Source organism: Nocardia sienata NBRC 100364 (assembly GCF_001613205.1).
GTDB classification, from domain to species: Bacteria; Actinomycetota; Actinomycetes; order Mycobacteriales; family Mycobacteriaceae; genus Nocardia; species Nocardia sienata.
Map to the genome: position 1 here is coordinate 14,906 of NZ_BDBX01000056.1, position 20,684 is coordinate 35,589.

Here is a 20,684-nt window from a genome sequence, read left to right on the forward strand (position 1 = left end):
GACGCCGTTCAGATCGGGGTGACGGAGGCGACCAGCCAGCGATCGTCGGATTTGTCGAGCGCGACCCGCACCCGGCTGCCGGTGGTGGTGCCCTGTGGGCTTTCCTTGCTGGTGGTGACTTGATTGAGGAACAGCAGCACCACGGCGTGTGCCCGGTCGGCGGAGACCACTCCCCCGGCCTGTGTGCTGGCCTTGACGGTCAGTTCCTTCTCCTTGGCCCCGGGCACGATGGCCTTGTCTATCAGTTCGAGGTAGTCGGCCTTGAACTCCGGGGCCAGATCCTCGGCGGTTTTGGGTAGTTCCGTGTCCACGGTCTGGAATTCGTAACTGAACATGGCCGATACCGTGCGGGTCGCCGCGGCCACGGCATCGGTGCGGGACTGCTCCGACTGCCGGTAATCCCAGTAACGGTAGCCACCGATACCGGCCACCACCGCGGCCGCCACCACGACCACCGCGGTCACACCGACCAGGATCTTGTTACGCACGCTCATTCTCGGTTCCTCTCGGCATGCAGGATCGACCCGTTCATGCTGTCCGTCTCATGCTGTGTCGGTTCGGCACGACCGCACGACGCCCTCGGTGGTTGTGCACGCTGCCTCCTCCGGGCGCCGCCTGGTCAGGCCACGAACTCGACGTCCGAGGCGGTCAGTGTGCCGTCGTCGGCCCGCTGCACGGTCACCCGGAATCGATAGAACCGCTGCTGCTGTTCCTGCGATCCCGCGTTGGTGAGCGTCTGCTTCGCCGCCACCAGGATCACCGCCGAGTTCTCGTCGTCGCGTTCGACCGCGGCCTCCACCACCTCTCCGGTGGAGACGACCTTGGCCTGTTTCACGATTTCGGTGAACGGATCCACCCGGCCGTCGAATTCGGTTTTGAATTCACCGGAGGCCATGGTGAGGATGCGGTCGATATCCTCTTTGGCGGTATCGGCGCGAATCGTCGTCAGGTTGAGCACCGTCTGCCGCGCGGTGGCCACATATTCGGCGCGGCGTTCGTCGCGCTGCTGGGTGGACTGCACGGCGAACACCGAGACCACGGCGGCGGCGACCAGCCCGATCACCAGCACGGCCGCCGCGGTGAGGGCCGCGATCCGTTTCCACGACAGGCCGGAGGCCAGAGCCTCGGTGGTTCCCGTCTCCTCCGCCGCGGAGTCGTCGCCGGCCTGCTCTGTCTCGGCGCCGGCTTTCACCAGCTGTACGGTTTCCGCCGGACTCTCCGCTGACGTGGCGGAGCCCGTCGCCCCTTCGGTGGCTTCACCGAGGGTCACCTTTTCGGTGACGGGCACGGCAGTGGATTTCTCGCCGACCCCGACCGTCTCCTTCTCGGTCGCGGCCTCGGTAGCCGCGGTCGCGGGCTCCGTTTTCGCGGTCTTCGCGGAAGCTGCTCCGGCCTTCGGGATCACGGTTCCGGTCTGCTCGGCCGAACCCGCGGCTTTCCCGGTGGCGATCGTCTCCGCGGCCGCCGTCGCTTTCTCCCCCGCTCCGGGATCGGCAGCTCCGGTCTCGAGCTTCTCGGTCGCCGCGTTCTCGGCCGGAGGTGGGCCCGCGGTACGGCTGGCCCGCCGGCGGGTGCGGCGGGGGTCCTTGGTTTCGCTCATCGTTGCTGCTCCTCGAACATTGCCTGCCAATCCGCGGGTACGGTGCCCGAACCGCCGGGAGCGATATCGCCCTGACGGTAGCTGCGTCCATCGCTGCTGGTGTAGACCCCGGTGGCCGGATCGTAGGAGAGTGCGGCGGCGGGGGTGCTTGCGCCCGAGAAACTAGCAGGTGCCGGGGGTACTCCCGCAACCCCCGGCGCCGTGTCGGGGGCTGCCGCGGGCGCCACCGGCGCCGGCGGTTCGGTCGGGGCGACCGGCTGGGGCGGTCCGAAGGGTGGATTGGTACCGAGCGGAACATAGCCGGTGCGGCACAATTCGGGGCTCGGTGCGCGGCGGCCCGGATATTCCATGCACGGCGTATTGCGGATACCGCGGACCGCGGTTTTGTCGTCCTGCGGCACCTTGCAGTAAAGGCCTTCCGGCGTGTCGATGGTGTCGAGTTCGCTCGGATCGCGGCGCTGATCGGGCGGCAGGAAGCCGGTGGTGCACGGCGGCGGATCGTTGAGCACGGTCATGAAGTCGACCAGCGCGCCGTATTCCATCGGCCCGCGAACCGCGGTGAGCAGGGCAGCGATCAGCGGCGGATATACCACCAGGATCTGTTCCAGACCGGAGTGGTAGGTGACGCCCACCTGGCCCACACTCACCAGATTGTTCAGCAGCAGCGGCAGGGTGGGCCGCAGATCGTCGAACTGCCGGGTCACCCGCTGCAGCGCGGCCGGACCGCTCGCGAGGATGTTGCGCAGCGCCGGATCGTGGGCGCGCAGGGTGTCGGTGACGGTCGCCAGATCGCGGGTCCAGGAACGGATCGCGGCATCGGAGTTCACCTGGGTGTCCAGCAGCGGCCCGATCTGCTCGATCAGCTGTTTGGTCGGGCCCACATTGTCGTTGGCCTCCTGCACCAGCAGCGACGCGGAGTCGATGAAGCGCTGCAGATCCGGCCCGGCGCCGTTGAACGCCCGGAATGCCTCGTCGATGACCTGCCGCAGCCGGGTGTCGGCGACGCTGGCCAGCAGGCGGTCGGCCTGGTCCAGCAGCGCCCCCACATCCTGTGGGAGTTCGGTGCGGTCCACCGGGATCACGCTGCCGTCGTAGAGGTTGGCGCTGCCGGGATCCGGCGGCGGCACCAGGTCCACATACTGTTCGCCGATCGCGGAGACACTACGCACCAGCGCCGAGGAGTCGGCGGGGATCTTGTAGTCGCTGTCGACCGACAGCTTCGCCTCGACTCCTTCACTGGTGAGCCGGACCTCACGAACCACCCCGACATTCGTGCCGCGGTAGGCCACATTGGCGTTCTGGTAGAGCCCGCCGGTGGCCGCCAGTTCCATCGTGACCTCGTAGCGGCCGATCCCGAGCAGCGCGGGCACGCCCACATAGGTGCCGCCCATGATCGCCAGACCGACCACGGTGAGGATCGCGAAGATCGTCAGCTGGATCCGAACGAAACGGGTGAGTGTCACGGGCCCTCGCCCCCTTGCGGCTGCGGCCCGGGCACCGGCACCGTGAGCCCGGGGATGGCGGGCAGGCCGGGAATCGGCGGCAGCCCTGGAATGGTCGGTTGCGGCTGCTCCCCGGCAGCCGGCGCGGGCGGCGGCGGTGCCAGCGGTGTCGTCAGCGGGTTGCCCTGCTGTCCGGCGGGCCCGGCGACCTGACCGAGCGCGACCTCGACGCCGCCGAACATACCGCCGAGGCCGGTGCCGGTGAGGAAATTGGAATCCAGTCGCGCACCGGTGAGGTCGACGGTCATGAACAGGTTCAGATAGTCGCCCTTGATCGCCTTGTCCAGGTTCTTCAGCGGGAACGGGAAGGAGGCGATGATCTTCAGCGATTCGGTGAGATCGGCGCCGGTGTCGGCGAGGGTCTGCAGTACCGGGGCCAGGTTGGCCAGGTTCGCTTTCAGGTTGTCGCCGCTGGCGGCGATCAGCCGGTTCACCACGTCACTGAGCTCACCGAGCTTGGTGATCGTGGTGGTGATGTTCTGCCGCCGGTCGGCGAGCACGGTGAGCGCCGGATGGATCTCTTCGATGGCCGCGGCCACCACATCGGTCTGCTGGACGAACTGCCCGCTGACCCGGTCCAGACCCTCCATCGCGGCGATGATGTCGCCCCGCTGCGCATCGAGATTGCGGATCAGATCGTTCATCTGCGGGATCAGGTCGCGCACTTCGTCCTCGTTGCCGACGAGCGCCTTGTTGAGTTCGGTGGTGATGTTCTCCAGTTGCGAGATACCGCCGCCGTTGAGCACCACCGACAGCGAGGACAGCACCTGTTCGGTGGTCGGGTAGACCCCGGCCCGGTCCAGCGGGATCACATCGCCGTCGGCCAGGCGCCCCTCCGGCGGCACCCCGGTCGGCGGCGCCAACTCCACATGGTTGCTGCCGAGCAGGCTGGTCTGCCCGATCTTGGCGGTGGAATTGGCCGGCAGCACCACGCCGGGGTTCAGCGAGACCGTGACCAGCGCGTGCCAGTCCTCGACCTCGATATCGGTCACCGTACCGACCGCGACATCGTCGACGCGCACCGGTGAATTCCGGGTCAGTGTCGTCACGTTCGGCATCTGGATCCGGACCTTGTAGGAACCTTCGCCGGTGCCCTCGGTGCCGGGCATGGGCAGCGAGTTGAGTCCGTCGTACTGGCAGCCCGTGGCCGGCAGCGCCAGCGCCAGCCCCGCGGCCACCGCGGCGATCCGGCGCCGGGCGCCGGATGTTCGCAATTCGAGCCGGCGCATCATCGTCCTCCTCCGGGCAGACCGGCAATCCCGGGCAGCTGCACACCGGGGATGGCCAGCCCCGCGATCCCGGCGGGCACGGTGATCGGCGCCGGTTCGGGCGCGGCCGGCGGGCCCACCTTCTGCGGATCCACCTTCCCGGCCAGATCCGGTGTCGTGTACTGCAACTGATTCGGGAACGCTGTGACACCGGTCGCGGGGTTGGTCATGATGGGCAGGTAGTTCATGGCCAGCGAACTGAGCACCGGGGCGAGGTACTGGGCGCACAGGTCGGCGCTGGTATCGGATTCGTTCTGCTCCAGCGCGCGTACCGAACCGCACAGGAAGCTCAGCGGGTCGGCGAAGTTGTTCAGTGAGATGGCGCCGGTCAGCGTGCCCTGGGCAGGTTTGTAGATCTGGTAGAAGTTCACCAGCGCGGTCGGGCCCGAATGCAGTGCCTGTTCCAGTTGCGGCCGTTTGTCGACCAGGATCTGGGTGACATCGGCCAGCCGCTGCACGCCCTCGGTGAGTTCGCTGCCGCTGCCGTCCAGGAACCGGTGCACATCGCCGAGCGCCAGGTCCAGGTTGTCCAGACCGGCGCCGAGATCCTGGGACACCCCGGCCAGCACCGAGGAAACCGAGGCGAGCCGGCCACCGAACTCCACGATCTGGTCGTTGCTCTTGGAGAGCACGTCGACGAATTTCTGCAGGTTCTGGATGGTGCCGAACAGATCGGTGCGGCCGTCGGACAGGGTGGTCAGGGTGGCCGAGAGTTCGTGCAGGGTGGTTCGGAACCGGTCACCGTTACCGTCCAGGTTGTCGGCCGCGGTATCGACGAACCGGCCGAAGGAACCCTGCGGGTCGTCGCCGACCGGGCCGAGGGCGGTGGACAGTTTGTTCAGTTCGGTCTTGATGTCGTCCCATTCGACCGGGACCGCGGTGCGGTCGAGCGGGATCACAGCGCCGTCACCGAGGGTGTCGCCACCGGTGTAGGCGGGCGCGATCTGGATGAACCGGGCCGAGACCAGCGACGGCGCGATGATCACCGCCCGCGCGTCGGCGGGCAGGTCGACACCGCCGTCCACCGACATCGTGACCTTCACCTGCTCTTTGCCCGGTTCGATGCTGTCGATCCGGCCGATCGGCACGCCGAGCACCCGCACCTCGTCGCCCGCGTACAGGCCGCTGGTGGAGGTGAAGTAGGCGGTGATCTCGTTCTTGGTGATCCGCTGGTAGGCCGTGTACCCACCGAAGGCGACCAGCGCCACCACCACGACACCGGCAACGATCGCCACCCACTTACGTGGAATGGCCCGAACCTTGTCCGTCAGAGTCGTCACAGAGTCCTCCTAGGAGCAGGTTCGTGCGGCCCGCGGAAACCGGAGCGAAGGCGGAGGTATCGCATCACAGGGTCCTCCTCGGAGCGGATTCATACAGTCCGCGAAGACCGAAGCGTCGGCCCGGGTAGCGCATCATCGGGGCGGCTCCTGAACGGACGGGCCGATCTTGGGACCGGGTTCGAGCAGATACGCGCGCAGCGATTCGGGCAGATGCTGCGGCCACACCAGCGCGTCCACCAGCGGATGCAGCGTCTCGCTGCTGGCATTGACGACGTAGGCGTTGAAGTACGGCCCGCTGCCGACCTGTTCACCGAGCGCCGCGGCGAACGGACCCAGGCCGTCGAGCGCGCCGTTGATGTTGTCCCGGTTGCGTTCCAGCAGGTCCAGTACCGAGTTGAGTTTGTCCAGCGCCGGCTGCAGCTGAGCCTCGTTGTCGTGCACCAGCCCGGAGAGCTGCTGGGCGAGCGCGTTCACGTAGACGATCATCTGGCTGATCGCGGTACGCCGCCGGTCCAGTTCGCCGAGCAGCTGATTACCGTCCACCAGCAGGGCGTTGATGGAATCGGCCCGGTCGGCCAGGATCTTGGTGACATCCTGGGCGCGGGTCAGCAGATCCGACAGCGCCTGATCGCGGGCATTGATACTGCGCGAGAGCGCGGTGACCCCGTCCAGCGCGGACCGCAGCGGCGCCGGCGTATCGGCGAACGCGGCCGACAGCGTGTCCAGGGTCTGATTCACCTTCTCCAGGTCCAGGTCGCCTACCGTGCCGGCCAGATCGCTGAGTGCTTCGTTGAGCGAGTACGGCGAGGTGGTGCGGCCGAGCGGAATGGTGTCGGTGACCTTCAGGGACCCGTCGCCGGCCGGGGCGACGGCCAGCGATTTACGGCCCAGCACCGTATTGGTCTTGATGGCGGCCGAGGTCTTGTCGCCGAGCACGATGGATTCGTCGAGGCTGAACCGCACCAGCACCTGCGCGCCGTCCAGGCTCACATCCTCGACCTTGCCCGAACGCACCCCCGCGACCTCCACATCGTCACCGGTCACCAGGCCACCGGCGTCGGCGAAGTAGGCGGTGAAGGTGGCACCGCCGCGGATGAAGGGCAGTCGTTCGAATTGCAGGGCCGACAGGGCGACCGCCGCGGCCAGCACCAGGCCGACGACGCCGATGGTCACCGCGCGCGATTGCTCTCTCATTCGCTGGCACACCTTCCGGTCGTCTGCTCACCGGGTAGTTCGAGCAGCAGCGGTTTCCCGTCCGGACCGTCGATCAGGAAGTTCGTCCGGCATACGTACAGCTGCAGGAACGAACCGTAGGAACCGATGCGGATCAGCTTGCGGTAGGTGGCCGGCAGTTTGTCCAGCACCCACTGCACAGTGTCCGAACCGTTGTCGAGATTGGTGGCCAGCCGCCCGGTCTGCGCGACGGTCGCCGCGAGATCGGGACGGGCCTGCGCCAGCAGATCGGTGGTGGCGGCGGTGGCGTCGGCGATGCGCGGCAGCGCGGCACCGATCGGGTCGCGGTCGGCGGCCAGCCCGCTCACCAGACGGCGCAGTTCGTCGATGGTGGTGGCGAACTGGTCGCCGCGGTCGTCGATGGTTTTGAGCACCGAGTTCAGATTGTCGATGACGCTGCCGATGAGCGCGTCCCGGTCGGCGAGGGTCCGGGTGAACGACCCGCCACTGTTGAGCAGTTCGACCAGGGTGCCGCCCTGTCCCTGGAAGATCTGCAGCAGCGCGTTGGTCAGATCGTTGACCTGTGCCGGGTTCAGCCCGCGCAGTAGCGGTTTGAACCCGCCGAGCAGCATGTCCAAATCGAGTGCGGGTGCGGTCTTGTCCAGTCCGATGGTGCCGCCCTTGTGCAGGGTGGTCGCCTCACCGGGACCTTCCAGCAGTTCCAGATAGCGGTCACCGACGAGGTTCTCGTACCGGATGGTCGCGCGGGTACTGGTCAGCAGCTTGTATTTGGTGTCGACATCGAACTCCACATGCGCGTGGTATTCGTCGTCGACCTTCACCGAGGAGATCGACCCGACCGGGACACCGGCGATCCGGACCTTGTCGCCGGGCAGCATGCCCGAGGCGCTCGTGAAGACCGCGTTGTAGCCGGTTTCCCGGGAGAAACGCATCTGGGAGAAGACCACCGCCAGACCGGCGAAGATCAGGGTCATCACCAGTGTGAAAATGGCGAGCTTGACAGTGGTACCGGTGTTCCTCACGGCTGGCCCACCCCCGGGAGTCCGGCGAACAGTACCTGGAAAACCTTCGGCGCGTTCGTCTGCAACTTCGTCGACGGCGTGTAGGGATGCCCTTCCGAAGTGTCGGTGACGACGTAGTCGGAATGGCTGTCCGGCACCCGGTCGAGCAGACCCGCGCACCGCGGCCCGCCGGTGGCGTTCACCTTCGGCAGATCGTTCGGATAGGTGTAGGGCGGAGACCCGTACATGAATCCCGTATTCAGGGCGACACCTTCCTGTCCGCCGCCGAAGACCGCCTCACCGAGCGGCAGCGCCTTGGCGCTACCGCCGATCAGGCAGAACAGCGCTTCCTTGTATCCGTTCAGCAGCTCACCGGTCGGACGCAGCAGATCCAGGGCGGTGTTGATCTGCCCCTCGTTGTCGCGCAGCACCGCACCTGTCGTGTCGGCGAGGCCGGTGATGTTCGCGAGCAGCGAGTCGACATCGGATTCGGATTCGGCGAGGGTGCGGCTGCTGACCGTCGCGCCGTCCATGGTGCGCAGTAGATCACCCGAGACATCGGCGTACAGGTTGCTCACCGCGGCCGTGGTGTTCAGGTCCCGCTGCAGGGTGGGCAGCATCGGGTTGAACTCGCGCAGGTAGGCGTCACTGTCGGCGAGCAGCTGCCCGAGGCTTTCGCCCCGTCCCTGCAATGCCGTGCCCAGGGCGGTCAGCGTGGCGCTCAGTTTCTCCGGCTGCACATCGGCGAGGACATCGCTGAGATGCTGGAAGAGTGTGTTGAACTCGACGGTCACCTGGTCGGCCGCCAGGAGCGCGCCCGGTTGCAAGGATTTGGCGGCGGGCTCCTGCGGGATCACGAAGTTGATGTACTTGGCCCCGAAGACCGTGGTCGAACGAATATCGACAGTGGAGTTGGCCGGGACCAGGTGCAGCAGGTCCGGGTTCAAAGCCAGTCGCAGGTTCGTACCGTCGGGTGTGCGGTCGATCCCGGCGACCCGCCCGATCTGCACCCCCCGTACCTTCACCTTGGCGTCCGGATCGAGTACCAGTCCGCTGCGCGGCGCGGACACGGTCACCTCGACGCTCGGGGTGAAGCCACCGAAGAACATGGTCAGGGAGACGGTCACGGCCGCCACCGCGGCCAGCACCATCCCCACCCCGGCCAGTTTCAGCCCGGCCTTCTCCCGGACCGCCGTCCAGCGATTCGCGCCGACGGGAGCCCAGGGATCTTCACCACCGCGGGACGACCCACCCGCGGTTGCGTTCGCCATTCCTGCTCCCTTGTTGTTCGCTCGCATCAATTCCGTCATGGCTGTTATCCGGAAAGGTTGAAGTTGCCGGAGGTGCCGTAGACGGCCAGGGAGATCAGCAGGGTCACCGTGACCACGGCGACCAGCGAGCTGCGCACCGCGTTACCCACCGCGACGCCCACCCCCACCGGGCCCCCGGCCGCGTTGTAGCCGTAATAGGTATGGATCATCATCACCGCCAGCGCCATGAAAATGGCTTGGGCGAACGACCACAGAATGTCGCTCGGAATAAGGAATGTGGAGAAATAGTGGTCGTACACACCGGCCGACTGACCGTAGATGACGACGGTGGCGAATCGGCTGGCGATGAACGACGCGATCACGGCCAGCGCGTAGAGCGGCACGATCGCGATCATTCCGGCGAGCACCCGGGTGCCCACCAGGTACGGCACCGGCCGGATCGCCATGGATTCCAGGGCGTCGATCTCCTCGGCCACCCGCATGGCCCCCAGCTGAGCGGTGGAACCCGCCCCGATGGTGGCCGCCAGGCCGATTCCGGAGATCACCGGCGCGGCGATGCGGACATTGAGGAACGCCGCGAAGAAGCCGGTCAGCGCCTCGACACCAATGTTTCCGAGCGAGCTGTAGCCCTGCACGGCGATGGTGCCACCGGAGAAGAGGGTGAGGAAGCCGACGATCACCACGGTGCCGCCGATCACCGCGAGCGCACCGCTGCCCATGCTGATCTCGGCGATGAGCCGGATCGTCTCGGTGCGGTAGTGCACCAGCGCGCGCGGCATCGAGCCGATCGCCTTGCCGTAGAACACCGCCTGCTTGCCGAGGTTGTCGAGGGAGGTGGACCAGCGACGGACGCGGCGGACGAATTTCGGGAAGCGGGACTGGATTATCACCGAGGCCGACATATCACCGCACCGCGAATTTCAGGCCGACGGCGGTGACCACGACATTCACCACGAACAGCGCCATGAAGGCGAAAACCACTGTCTGGTTCACCGCATCACCGACACTTTTGGGACCACCTTTGACATTCAAACCCAGATAGCAGGCCACCAGGCCGGCGATCAAGCCGAAAAGACCGGCCTTGACCGCGGAAATGAGCAATTCGGGGAGATGGGTCAGCAGGGTGATGCCGTTGACGAACGCGCCGGGGTTCACATCCTGCAGATACACCGAGAAGAGGAATCCGCCCACGATGCCGATGGTGCACACCAGGCTGTTCAGCAGCAGTGCCACGAACATCGACGCCAGTACCCGTGGGACCACCAGGCGGTGGATGGGGTCGATACCGAGCACCTTCATGGCGTCGATCTCTTCGCGGATGGTGCGGGCCCCGAGGTCCGCGCAGATGGCGGTGGCACCGGCTCCCGCCACGATGAGCACAGTGACGATCGGGCCGACCTGGGTGACCGCGCCGAAGGCCGCGCCCGCGCCGCTGAGATCGGCGGCGCCGATCTCGCGCAGCAGGATGTTCAGGGTGAAACTCACCAGCACGGTGAAAGGTATGGCCACGAGGAGTGTCGGGATGATCGACACTCGCGCGACGAACCACGACTGGTCGATGAACTCGCGCATCTGGAACGGCCGGCGCAGACTGGCCCGGGCCACAGCCGCGGCGAGTTCGAAAAATCCGCCGACGGCCCGCAATGGCACGGTAAGGACCTCGGTCACTGATGATCCTCCTTGCCCGACTACTGGTCCCGCTGGCGGCAGCTCGGAGTACAACCCGGCGCACGCCCCGCTAAGTAGAACATGTTCATTTCCTGATTGGGGCCATTTTGAGGCTTCTGAACTGGAAACTTGTCTCAATCCCAGACAGCGGGACTGAAACAAGATTCATGCGCCTTGAGCATCATTGTGTGAGGCCGGGCACAGTACGCCCACTCTGTTTACCAATGACTGGACGGTTGTTCAACTCTTTCTGGCCGGGTTCCGGGCCGAAACCCCGTGACCCGCTCCGGTGCCGACACTCAACCCAGTTCGTGCAGAGCCGTTGCAGAGAACGTACGACCTTCTTCGCGCCCGGCGAAGTAACCGGTCAGCGTGGTGGCCAGATCGTCACCTGACCACTGCGCGCCCGCGGCGTCGAACCGCTGCTCCACTGTCGGCGCGGCCATCAACGCGACCATGGGTCCGTACACGACGAACACCTGTCCGTTGACCGCGTCGGCCGCGGGTGCGGCCAGGTAGGCCACCAATCGCGCCACATGCTCGGGCGAGAGCGGATCGACTTCGCCCTCGGGAGCCGCGCTGAAGACCTGTTCGGTCATAGCGGTGCGCGCCCGCGGGCAGATGGCATTGGCCCGGACACCGAAGCGATTCAGCGCACGCGAGGCGGACAGCGTGAGCGCGGTGATACCGGCCTTGGCGGCCGCGTAGTTGGCCTGCCCCTCCGGACCGAGCAGACCGGCTTCGGAAGAGGTGTTGACGATCCGGCCGTAGACGGGCGCACCGGCTTCCTTCGACTTCGCCCGCCAATAGGCGCCGGCATTGCGGGTCAACAGGAAATGCCCGCGCAGATGTACCGCGAGGACCGCGTCCCAGTCCTCGTCGGACATGTTGAACAGCATCTTGTCGCGGGTGATACCCGCGTTGTTGACCACGACGTCCAGGCCACCGAAGGACTCGGTGGCCGCGGCGATCAAGGCGTCGGCGGTGGACCGCTCGGCGACACTGCCGGGGACGAACTCGGCCTTGGCGCCGAGTGCCCGCACCTGCTCCAGCGTCTCGGACACGGCGTCGGACTCGGCCAGGTCATTGACCACGACCGAGGCCCCGGCTGCGGCCAGGGCGAGCGCTTCGGCCTTACCGAGGCCCGCACCCGCTCCGGTCACGATCGCAACTCGCCCGGCAAGGCTGGTATCTGTATCGCTCACCGGGCCGACTCTAGAACGTGTTCTTATTCACGGCAAGAGCCGATTCACAGCAACCGCAACGCCGCTTTCGGGCATTGCGCGACCGCTTCGGCCACTTGCGACTCCTGATCGGGCGCGACCTCACCCTCGGCGACGTGCAGCATGTCCTCGTCATCGAGTTCAAAGACGTCGGGAGCGATTCCCGCGCAGATTCCATTCGCTTCGCACTGATCGAAGTCAACGCTGACCTTCATCGAAACTCCTTTTCCCGCCCTATGACCGAAGCCTAACAAGCGATGGCCGACGAGACTGGCTACATGGGCTGATTACCCTTCAATACTGGAACATGTTTCAGTGCATATGCAATGATCGGAGCAAGGTATCGGAGATCCATTCCGCGCTCTGGAGAGGCTGAGCGCGGCGCGATCCCACATCCCGGCCCATCTCCCATCCCGTAGAACGAAGGCTCGAGGTACCGCTATGCGCATCGCGTATACCCCGGAACATGAACAGCTACGCGCCGAGCTGCGCGAATACTTCGCGCGGCTGATCACCCCCGAACGGCGGGCCGCGCTCAGCTCCCAGACCGGCGAGTACGGCCAGGGCAATGTGTACCGCGAGGTCGTCGCGGAGATGGGCCGCGACGGCTGGCTGGCCCTGGGCTGGCCCGAGGAGTTCGGCGGCCAGAACCGGCCCATGCTGGATCAGCTGATCTTCACCGACGAGGCCGCCATCGCGGGCGCCCCGGTCCCGTTCCTGACCATCAACTCCGTCGCGCCGACGATCATGCACTACGGCAGCGACGAGCAGAAGAAGTTCTTCCTGCCCAAGATCGCCGCCGGTGAGTTGCATTTCGCCATCGGCTACTCCGAGCCCGGCGCGGGCACCGACCTGGCGAGTCTGCGCACCACCGCGGTGCGCGACGGCGACGACTACGTGATCAACGGCCAGAAGATGTGGACCAGCCTCATCGCCTACGCCGACTACATCTGGCTGGCCGTGCGTACCGACCCCACCGCCAAGAAACACAAGGGCATCAGCATGCTGATCGTGCCCACCGACGCCGAGGGCTTCTCCTGGACCCCGGTGCACACCATGGCCGGCCCCGATACCAGCGCGACCTACTACCAGGATGTGCGCGTCCCGGTCACCTCACTGGTCGGTCCGGAGAACGGCGGTTGGCCGCTGGTCACCAATCAGCTCAACCACGAGCGGGTCGCCCTGACCTCCGCCGCCGCGCTGCAGCTGGCCCTGGCCCAGACGACCGCGTGGGCCAAGGAGACGAAGGCCGCGGACGGCTCCCGCGTCTTCGACCGCGAATGGGTGCAGCTCAATCTGGCCCGGGTGCACGCCAAGGTCGAATACCTGAAGTTGATGAACTGGGAGATCGCCAGCCGGGCGGACGCGGGCGGGGATGCCGCGCCGCGCCCATGGGACGCCTCGGCCTGCAAGGTCTACGGCACCGAACTGTCCACCGAGGCCTACCGGCTGCTCATGGAGGTGCTCGGCCCGCAGGCATCGCTGCGGCAGGACTCCCCCGGTTCGGTCCTGCGCGGTCGGCTCGAGCGGATGCATCGCGCCGCCCTGATCCTCACCTTCGGCGGCGGCACCAACGAGGTGCAGCGCGACATCATCGCCATGACCGCTCTGAAGCAGCCCGCCTCCGGCCGCTGACACCCGATTCAGGAGTTCACCATGGATTTCACCCCCACCGAAGCCCAGTCGGATCTGGCCCGGCTCACCGGCGAGGTCTGCGACAAACTGGTCACCGCCGACCGCCTGCGCGAATTGGACCGCGGGACCGCCAAATTCGACGAGCCGCTGTGGAAATCGCTCGCCGAGACCGGCGTACTCGCCGCCGCCCTGCCCGAGGAGGTGGGCGGCAGCGGCTTCGGCGCACTCGAACAGACCGCGATCCTGCGCGAGCTCGGTAAAGCCGTCGCCGCGGTCCCCTACCTGTGGTCGGTCGTCCTGGGCGCGGGCACGCTGGCCGAGTTCGGGTCCGCCGCGCAGAAGCAGCTCGCCACCGACGCCGGCGCGGGCACCGCGATCCTGACCGTGGCACTGGCCGAGGAGCACAACTGGGAACCGGCCCGCCCCACCACGACCGCCACCGAAACCGACGGCGGCTGGCGCGTCACCGGCACCAAGACCACCGTCCCGGTCGCCGACCGCGCGGCCCGGATCCTGGTTCCCGCGGCGGTGTCCGGAGTCGCCGCGGTCTTCCTGGTCGACCCCACGGCCGACTCCGTCACTGTGACCGCCCAGCAGGTGACCGACCGCAGCGCCGAATCGCTCGTCGAGTTCACCGACGCGCCCGCCGAACTGCTCGGCACGGTCGAGGACGGCGCCCGGATCCTGGACTGGCTGCTCAACCGCGCCTGGCTCGGCCTGGCCGCCCAGCAGCTGGGCACCCTGGAACGCTCCCTGGAACTGGTCGCCGACTACGCCCGCGAACGCGAACAGTTCGGCCGCGCCATCGGCAGCTTCCAGGCCGTGGCCCAGCGTCTGTCCGACAGCTACATCGGCCTCCAGGGCCTGCGCCTGACCGTCACCCAGGCCGCCTGGCAGCTCGCGGAGGGCCTGGACGCCACCGGGGCCGTGCACACCGCGAAGTTCTGGGCCGCCGAGGCGGGCCATCAGGTCGCCCACACCCTGGTCCACGTACACGGCGGTGTCGGTATCGACCGCGACCACATCGCGCACAACTACTTCACCGCCGCCACCCGCAACGAGTTCGCCCTGGGCGGGGCCACCAACCACCTGCTCCCCCTGGCGCAGTTCGTCCCCGAATCCGCCTGAGCTGCCACTGCCGAGTGATATCACCGCGCGTAGTATTACGTATTACACGTATTACCTATGACAGGAGCGCGCGGTGATACTCAACAGCAAGGGCCAGGTCACTATCCCCTCCGCCTTACGCGCAAGGTTCAACCTTCATGAAGGAGATGAAGTGGAGGTGATCGAGGTCGACGGCGCGCTGCGAATCGTCCGGAGCGATAACACCCCCACACGTGGTCAGCGGCTGGTCGACCGGATGCGCGGTACCGCAGACAGCAAAGAGATCGAGGGTATGAGCACCGACGAGATCATGGAACTGCTCCGTGGTGACTAACCTGCGGCCGATCGGTGGTCCGACGACCCTGGTCGACTCCTGCGTTCTTCTGGACGTACTGACCGACGACAAGAACTGGGCGCAGTGGTCGGCCGAAAGGCTGGCCGAAGCAGTCGACTTCGGCCGTGTGGTCATCAATCCGATCGTTTACGCGGAAGTATCGGTCGGCTACGAAACGGTCGAAGTGCTGGACAGGCTGCTTCCGGCCGAGGATTTCGTCCGGGAACCGCTGCCCTTCCGAGCCGGATTCCTGGCCGGCAAGGCCTATCAACGCTATAGGCGCAATGACGGGACGAAACGCTCACCCATGCCCGACTTCTATATCGGCGCGCACGCCGCGGTGGCCGGATACCGGCTGCTCACCCGAGACGGACAACGCTTCAAGGGCTACTTCCCGACCGTGGACCTGATTGTTCCAGCACGGTGAGAAGTCGGCACGCTGCTCATGTGAGCCGCCGATTGAGCTCGGCGCTGACAGCCAAGACATGATCGGCAGCGCGATCGAACAACCGCGAACGCTCATCGGAAACATTCACCCGCGCGTCGTCGGTGTTTTGCTCCATACGGCGACCTCCAGTTCCGAATCGTTTCCGAACCAGCACAGATCGCCGGACACACGCAGAAGGGCCGCTGATCGTCCATCGGCCCTTCTGCGCCCGATCGCTCTCAGGAAGCGTTACCCGCCGACCCGTGCTCGTCGGCGTCACGCTCCTCGGTCTGCGCCTTGGCCCATTTGTAGTCGGGCTTACCCGCCGGCGACCGCTTGATCTCGTCGACGAACCACAGGCTGCGGGGCAGCTTGTAGGAGGAGATCTCCCGGGTCAGCACCGGGCGCAATTCCTCCAGGGTGGGGCGTTTGTCGCCGCGACACTGCACCACGGCCGCCACCCGCTGTCCCCAGCGCTCGTCCGGGACGCCGACCACCAGCGCGTCGAAGATCTCGGGATGGCATTTCAGCGCGCCCTCGACTTCTTCGGGGTAGATCTTCTCGCCACCGCTGTTGATGCTGACCGAGCCACGGCCGAGCATGGTGACGGTGCCGTCCTCCTCGACCCGGGCCCAGTCGCCGGGGATGGAGTAGCGGACGCCGTCGTACTCCTTGAACGTCGCCGCGGTTTTCACCGGGTCGTTGTAGTACCCGATCGGGATATGACCTTTGCGCGCCAGCACACCGGTCTGCCCGGACCCGGGGACGACGGGTTTGCCGTTCTCGTCGATCACCGCGGTGGAGGCGTCGATCTTCACCCGCGGGCCGCCCGTGTGGGTCGCGCCCTTGGCGGCGATGGAAATGCCGCCGAAACCGGTTTCCGAGGAGCCGATCGAATCGGTGATCACGGTGTTCGGGAGCAGGTCGATGTACTCGTCCTTGAGGGCAGGCGAGAACAGGGCGGCACTGCTGGCCATGGCCCACAGGTTGGCGTGCTGGTAGGGCTCACCGGTTTCCGGATGACCGGCCTTCAGCGCGTCCAGCATCGGACGGGCCATGGCGTCACCGGTTATGAAGATCATGTTGATGCCGTGCGCGTCCACGGCCTGCCAGACGGTGTGCGCGTCGAACTCCGGGATCATGATGGTCTTGCCACCGTCGAACAGTCCGTGGAAGACCGCGGTCTGCGACCCACCGTGGATGAGCGGTGGGATCGGGTAGCGCACCATCTGGCCGCCGGCCGCACCGGTCTTGGCCTGCTGCCACTCGTCCTGGACGTACTCACCGGTCATGAAGTTGATACCACCGCCGAGCACCCGCCACCAGTCCTCGTGCCGCCACATGACGCCCTTGGGCATACCGGTGGTGCCGCCGGTGTAGATCATGAAGATGTCGTCGTTGGAGCGATCGCCGAAATCGCGCTCGCCCGACGATTCCGCCAGTGCCGCTTCGTATTCCACCGCGTCCGCGGGCGTGGCAGCGTCCGTGCCGTCGTCGACGATCAGGACCGCTTTCAGATGCGGGACCTTCGACCGGACGTTCACCACCTTGTCGGTGTAGCGCCGCTCATGGATGAGCGCGACCATGTCCGAATTCTCGAAGATGTACTGCAACTCGTTCTCGACGTAACGGAAGTTGACGTTGACCATCACCGCCCGCGCCTTGAACACCGCCAGCATCGACTCCACGGCCTCGATGGTGTTGCGCGAGTAGATGCCGACCTTGTCGCCCGGCTGGACACCGTGTTCCAGCAGGTAGTGCGCCAGCCGGTTCGCGCGGTCCTCCAATTGGGCGAAGGTCACCGAGCGGTGGTCGTCAGCCAGCGCAACCCGGTCCGGCACAAGGTCGATGGTGTGTTCGACGAGGTCGGCTATGTTGTACGTCACAAGGTCAAAAATAGAACGTGTTACTGTTTCTGGCAAGGGTCCGAGTAACAGGAGAAACAACGATGCCTCAATGCCTCGTCGAGAAGCGCGGCCATGTCCTCATCGTCACCATGAACCGCCCCGAGGCGCGCAACGCGCTCTCGACCGAGATGATGGCGATCATGCGGGACGCCTGGGATCAGGTCGACAGCGATCCGGACATCCGCGTGGCGATCCTGACCGGCGCGGGCGGGGCCTTCTGCGCGGGCGCCGACCTCAAGGGCATGACCCAGCAGCATCCTGGTGATTCGTTCGCGGGCGGGGGCTGGGACCTGTCGAAGATCGAGGCGCTGCTGAAGGGCCGCCGGCTCACCAAACCGCTGATCGCGGCGGTCGAGGGCGCGGCCATCGCCGGTGGAACCGAGATCCTGCAGGGCACCGATATCCGGGTCGCGGGTGAGAGCGCGAAGTTCGGGGTGTCCGAGGCTCGCTGGGGCCTGTTCCCGCTGGGTGGCTCCGCGGTCCGGCTCGTCCGTCAGGTCCCCTACACGGTCGCCGCCGATATTCTGCTCACCGGCCGGCACCTGAGCGCCGCCGAGGCCAAGGACATCGGCCTCATCGGCCATGTGGTGCCGGACGGGCAGGCGCTCGACAAAGCACTCGAACTCGCCGACCTGATCGCGGCCAACGGTCCACTCGCGGTCCAGGCGATCCTGCAGACCATCCGCGACAGCGAATGCGTCCCCGAGGAAGAGGCCTTCCAGATCGACGCCAAACTCGGCATGGCGGTCTTCCAGTCGGCCGACGCGAAAGAAGGCCCGAGGGCCTTCAAGGAGAAGCGCAAGCCGAACTTCAGCGGTAAATAAAGGCCTTTCCGGCAGCCACGTCGCCGACTGCCACCGCGCGCCCCGGCACCCCGATACGCCGGGGCGCGCACCTCGTACCGCAGACGCCACACCGCGATTCCGTCGCTACGAACCCGAGCGCAATTGCCCGTGCAACTGCTCGTACTTGCCCGAATCGTGCCACTGGCCTGGTTCGAACGGGGAGGATTCACCGCCCATCTCCTGATATTGCCGCATCATCGGCCTGAGGTCGTCGAACAGGTCCACCGGATCCATATCCCCGCCGGCTTGTTCGAGCTTGTTCTGCCACCGTTGGTAGCGGCTACTTCCCTCCTCGACCTTCTCGACCCACTGCGACGATGACACGTACAGATCGTCGTTGAAATCGGCGATGGCGCTCGGCGGCTTCCCCGCCTGCTCCAACAAGAAATTCAGCGCGACTCTCGAATGCCGCCCGTGGAAAGGCCCCTCCCAGCTGTGCCCGGAAATAAGCTGCCGCTGGAAGTGGGCAGCAGCCTGATAGGGCCGGTACCCGCTCTGCTCCCTGGCGGCGTTGTAATCGTCGCAGAGTGATTGGTGGAATACACGCGTACCCTCCACACTGCCGAAATTCGGGTAGATGATCACACCGCCTTCGGACATCCCTCCCCGGATAGCGAAGTCCGGGCCGATATATGCCTGTAGAGGATCGTCACGGAATGTTGCCAACTCCTCTGCTGTAGGGGGAGCGTCCAGGGGACGCATCTCCCGCGCACCGAGCCGACCCTCGACGCTGGGGTGGAAAACGACTCCATAGGGTTCGGTACGGAACGGCCCCGGCGCATAGGTGAGTAGCGGGTTCTCCTCGATGGCAGCCCGTGCGCTGCGCGACAACGGCCGGCTCAAAGTACCGAAAGCGCTGCGCCGCGCCCCCTGCATCCGCCCAGCGGTTTCCGGGTCGTGCCGGATTCGCAACCTCCGGTGGAACTCCTGCAGGAGATCCACCGACATCTCACGATGGAGGTTCCGCCGAGCAAACAGCCGGGCATCGAGCCAACTCGCCCACCCCTCGGGCCCGTCGAAGATCGTTTCCGGCCGTGCCTGCCGTGAGATAAGGGCTATGTCGCGGAACTTGTCCTCCATGAACAAGCTGAGCTCGAGTGCTCGTTGTGCATCGGTTCGGATACCGTGCGCTTCCTCCAGCCGGCGTATCTGCACCTCGATGGGCAGGTCCAAGAAGTTCTCGTCGGCGGTCGGGTCCGGTAAGTGGTCCGTTCCTCGGGCGCTCGCACCGGATGGCGGGGCGACGGCGGCCCCGCGAACGCGGCTCCGAGCCGGAGCGGACTTGTCGAGCTCGGGTGCGAACTGCTTGTTTATGCGTTCGAACTGTTCGGCACCGTCCCGTAACGTCTCCGGGTAGATACGGTGGGTCTTGTAGATGAGCGGGGCGACTCCGCTCTCGAGCGCGGCGGCTATCTGTTTGGCCACCTGCAGCATCTTCGCGACGGATTCACCGCCGCCCGACCCGGTCATGAGATCTACCGTCGCCTGCGCCTGTCAGGCGGCGAGGACCGGTGTGGAGATGTCGACCGGGGCAGACGCCGGGCCGAACAGCTCGGGCCGGCGCTTCGAACTGTCGATGGCGTGGGCGCCGGGCCGGCTGCTGCAAGCCCGTCGGCGGATGGGCGAAACTGGGAACTCGATCAACTTCTCCGGGCTCTTCGGGGTGCATCGTCGGCCGACACGAAATTATTGCCGATCGACCAACAGTCGGCAAAAAATTTCCGCGGTGTAATCCCTTCGGATACACCGCGGCCGGCCGTAACCGCATTCCTCGCCAACGCTTCCGTGCGCGGCCGTATCCCCGATCGGGGCCGTCGCCCCTCTCCTCTACGCGCCGGGATAGTTCATGTAGAACGGCTCCCACTGGTGACCATCGGGGTCCAGGAAGGTCCGGCCGTGCATCCCGACCTGCGCCTCCTGGGCCTGCTTGTCCGTATTGATCTCCTCGGTACCCCCCGCGGCCACCGCGGCCGCGGTCAGCCGGTCGACCTCTTCGGCACTGCTCAGAGACAGCGCGTACGCGGCACCGGCCGCGGCCCGGGTATCGGCGATCGGACGCCGGCTGAAGGTGGCGAAATGCCGGTGGGTGAGCAGCATCAGGCAGATGTTGTCGTCGACCACGATGCAGGCGGCATTGTCGTCGGTGAAATCGTCGTTGACCTTCCACCCGAGCGCCTCGTAGAAGTTCTTGGACCGTCCCAGGTCGGTGACGGGTAGGTTCACGAAAATCATCTTGCTGCTCACGGTTTCGGTCCTTTCGGAAGGGTGGTCTGCGTTTCGCCGGCTGCCTTTCGCCGGCTGCAGAGGTTCAGACGCGGACCGACCCGGAAAATAATCGGTGCCGGACCGATCCCACCGAGCGACGCTCGCCGGCGGTCTCGACCCCCCGCGCAGCGGAGCCGACCCGGCCGAAGCCGGCGGC

20 protein-coding genes are annotated in these 20,684 nt (G+C 66.2%); 5 read left to right on the forward strand and 15 right to left on the reverse strand.

The features are described 5' to 3' along the window. Positions 1-8: 8 nt before the first annotated feature. From NS4_RS26640 to NS4_RS26695, 12 genes are all read right to left on the reverse strand, one after another. Positions 9-494 carry a hypothetical protein gene (locus tag NS4_RS26640; RefSeq protein WP_063062242.1) on the reverse strand — a complete coding sequence of 162 codons (486 nt, stop codon included), beginning with the start codon at positions 492-494 and terminating at the stop codon, positions 9-11. 125 nt (positions 495-619) lie between these two features. Then, complete coding sequence (locus NS4_RS26645) at positions 620-1,600, reverse strand: Rv1363c family protein (protein ID WP_063062243.1); 981 nt, start codon at positions 1,598-1,600, stop codon at positions 620-622. Next, positions 1,597-3,063, reverse strand: a complete 1,467-nt coding sequence (locus tag NS4_RS26650; protein WP_063062244.1) for an MCE family protein — start codon at positions 3,061-3,063, stop codon at positions 1,597-1,599. Before NS4_RS26650 ends, NS4_RS26645 begins: the two co-directional genes overlap by 4 nt. Continuing rightward, a complete protein-coding gene (locus NS4_RS26655) occupies positions 3,060-4,334 on the reverse strand; it encodes an MCE family protein (RefSeq protein ID WP_063062245.1) in 1,275 nt (424 codons plus the stop codon). Before NS4_RS26655 ends, NS4_RS26650 begins: the two co-directional genes overlap by 4 nt. Beyond that, positions 4,331-5,650, reverse strand: a complete 1,320-nt coding sequence (locus NS4_RS26660) for an MCE family protein (RefSeq protein WP_439955810.1) — start codon at positions 5,648-5,650, stop codon at positions 4,331-4,333. The genes NS4_RS26655 and NS4_RS26660 overlap by 4 nt, the downstream gene beginning before the upstream one ends. Before the next feature lie 132 nt (positions 5,651-5,782). Next, a complete protein-coding gene (locus tag NS4_RS26665) occupies positions 5,783-6,844 on the reverse strand; it encodes an MCE family protein (protein ID WP_063062247.1) in 1,062 nt (353 codons plus the stop codon). Further along, positions 6,841-7,866, reverse strand: coding sequence for an MCE family protein (locus NS4_RS26670; RefSeq protein ID WP_084487755.1), 1,026 nt, complete (start codon positions 7,864-7,866; stop codon positions 6,841-6,843). Before NS4_RS26670 ends, NS4_RS26665 begins: the two co-directional genes overlap by 4 nt. Further along, positions 7,863-8,996, reverse strand: a complete 1,134-nt coding sequence (locus tag NS4_RS26675; RefSeq protein ID WP_063062277.1) for an MCE family protein — start codon at positions 8,994-8,996, stop codon at positions 7,863-7,865. The genes NS4_RS26670 and NS4_RS26675 overlap by 4 nt, the downstream gene beginning before the upstream one ends. A gap of 164 nt (positions 8,997-9,160) precedes the next feature. Continuing rightward, positions 9,161-10,018: an MlaE family ABC transporter permease gene (locus NS4_RS26680; RefSeq protein WP_063062248.1), complete on the reverse strand. Its 858-nt coding sequence runs from the start codon at positions 10,016-10,018 to the stop codon at positions 9,161-9,163. A 1-nt stretch (position 10,019) separates the two neighbouring features. Further along, a complete protein-coding gene (locus NS4_RS26685; RefSeq protein WP_030522899.1) occupies positions 10,020-10,784 on the reverse strand; it encodes an MlaE family ABC transporter permease in 765 nt (254 codons plus the stop codon). A gap of 299 nt (positions 10,785-11,083) precedes the next feature. Then, a complete protein-coding gene (locus NS4_RS26690) occupies positions 11,084-11,989 on the reverse strand; it encodes a 3-oxoacyl-ACP reductase (protein WP_084487757.1) in 906 nt (301 codons plus the stop codon). 44 nt (positions 11,990-12,033) lie between these two features. After that, complete coding sequence (locus NS4_RS26695) at positions 12,034-12,222, reverse strand: ferredoxin (RefSeq protein ID WP_030522901.1); 189 nt, start codon at positions 12,220-12,222, stop codon at positions 12,034-12,036. A gap of 226 nt (positions 12,223-12,448) precedes the next feature. On the opposite strand from NS4_RS26695, the gene NS4_RS26700 reads away from it, so the two are divergent. The 4 genes from NS4_RS26700 to NS4_RS26715 all read left to right on the forward strand — a co-directional run bounded on the left by NS4_RS26700 (position 12,449) and on the right by NS4_RS26715 (position 15,510). Beyond that, positions 12,449-13,642 (forward strand): acyl-CoA dehydrogenase family protein, encoded by a 1,194-nt coding sequence (locus NS4_RS26700; protein ID WP_063062250.1) that lies wholly within the window; start codon positions 12,449-12,451, stop codon positions 13,640-13,642. A 21-nt stretch (positions 13,643-13,663) separates the two neighbouring features. Next, the gene (locus tag NS4_RS26705) at positions 13,664-14,770 is read left to right on the forward strand and encodes an acyl-CoA dehydrogenase family protein (RefSeq protein ID WP_063062251.1); all 1,107 of its coding nucleotides are present in this window, start codon (positions 13,664-13,666) and stop codon (positions 14,768-14,770) included. Between the two features lie 73 nt (positions 14,771-14,843). Beyond that, complete coding sequence (locus tag NS4_RS26710; RefSeq protein WP_039821900.1) at positions 14,844-15,083, forward strand: AbrB/MazE/SpoVT family DNA-binding domain-containing protein; 240 nt, start codon at positions 14,844-14,846, stop codon at positions 15,081-15,083. Further along, positions 15,073-15,510, forward strand: a complete 438-nt coding sequence (locus NS4_RS26715) for a type II toxin-antitoxin system VapC family toxin (protein ID WP_218020417.1) — start codon at positions 15,073-15,075, stop codon at positions 15,508-15,510. Before NS4_RS26710 ends, NS4_RS26715 begins: the two co-directional genes overlap by 11 nt. A 239-nt stretch (positions 15,511-15,749) precedes the next feature. Here NS4_RS26715 and NS4_RS26720 read toward each other — a convergent pair whose 3' ends face one another. Beyond that, positions 15,750-17,396 carry an acyl-CoA synthetase gene (locus NS4_RS26720; RefSeq protein ID WP_063062252.1) on the reverse strand — a complete coding sequence of 549 codons (1,647 nt, stop codon included), beginning with the start codon at positions 17,394-17,396 and terminating at the stop codon, positions 15,750-15,752. Positions 17,397-17,458: 62 nt separating this feature from the next. Between NS4_RS26720 and NS4_RS26725 the strand changes: the two genes are divergently transcribed. Further along, the gene (locus tag NS4_RS26725) at positions 17,459-18,241 is read left to right on the forward strand and encodes a crotonase/enoyl-CoA hydratase family protein (RefSeq protein ID WP_063062253.1); all 783 of its coding nucleotides are present in this window, start codon (positions 17,459-17,461) and stop codon (positions 18,239-18,241) included. A 105-nt stretch (positions 18,242-18,346) separates the two neighbouring features. Here NS4_RS26725 and NS4_RS26730 read toward each other — a convergent pair whose 3' ends face one another. Both NS4_RS26730 and NS4_RS26735 read right to left on the reverse strand, forming a co-directional pair. Continuing rightward, a complete protein-coding gene (locus NS4_RS26730; RefSeq protein WP_063062254.1) occupies positions 18,347-19,732 on the reverse strand; it encodes a hypothetical protein in 1,386 nt (461 codons plus the stop codon). A 357-nt stretch (positions 19,733-20,089) separates the two neighbouring features. Further along, positions 20,090-20,506 (reverse strand): VOC family protein, encoded by a 417-nt coding sequence (locus tag NS4_RS26735; protein WP_084487758.1) that lies wholly within the window; start codon positions 20,504-20,506, stop codon positions 20,090-20,092. Positions 20,507-20,684: the final 178 nt, after the last annotated feature.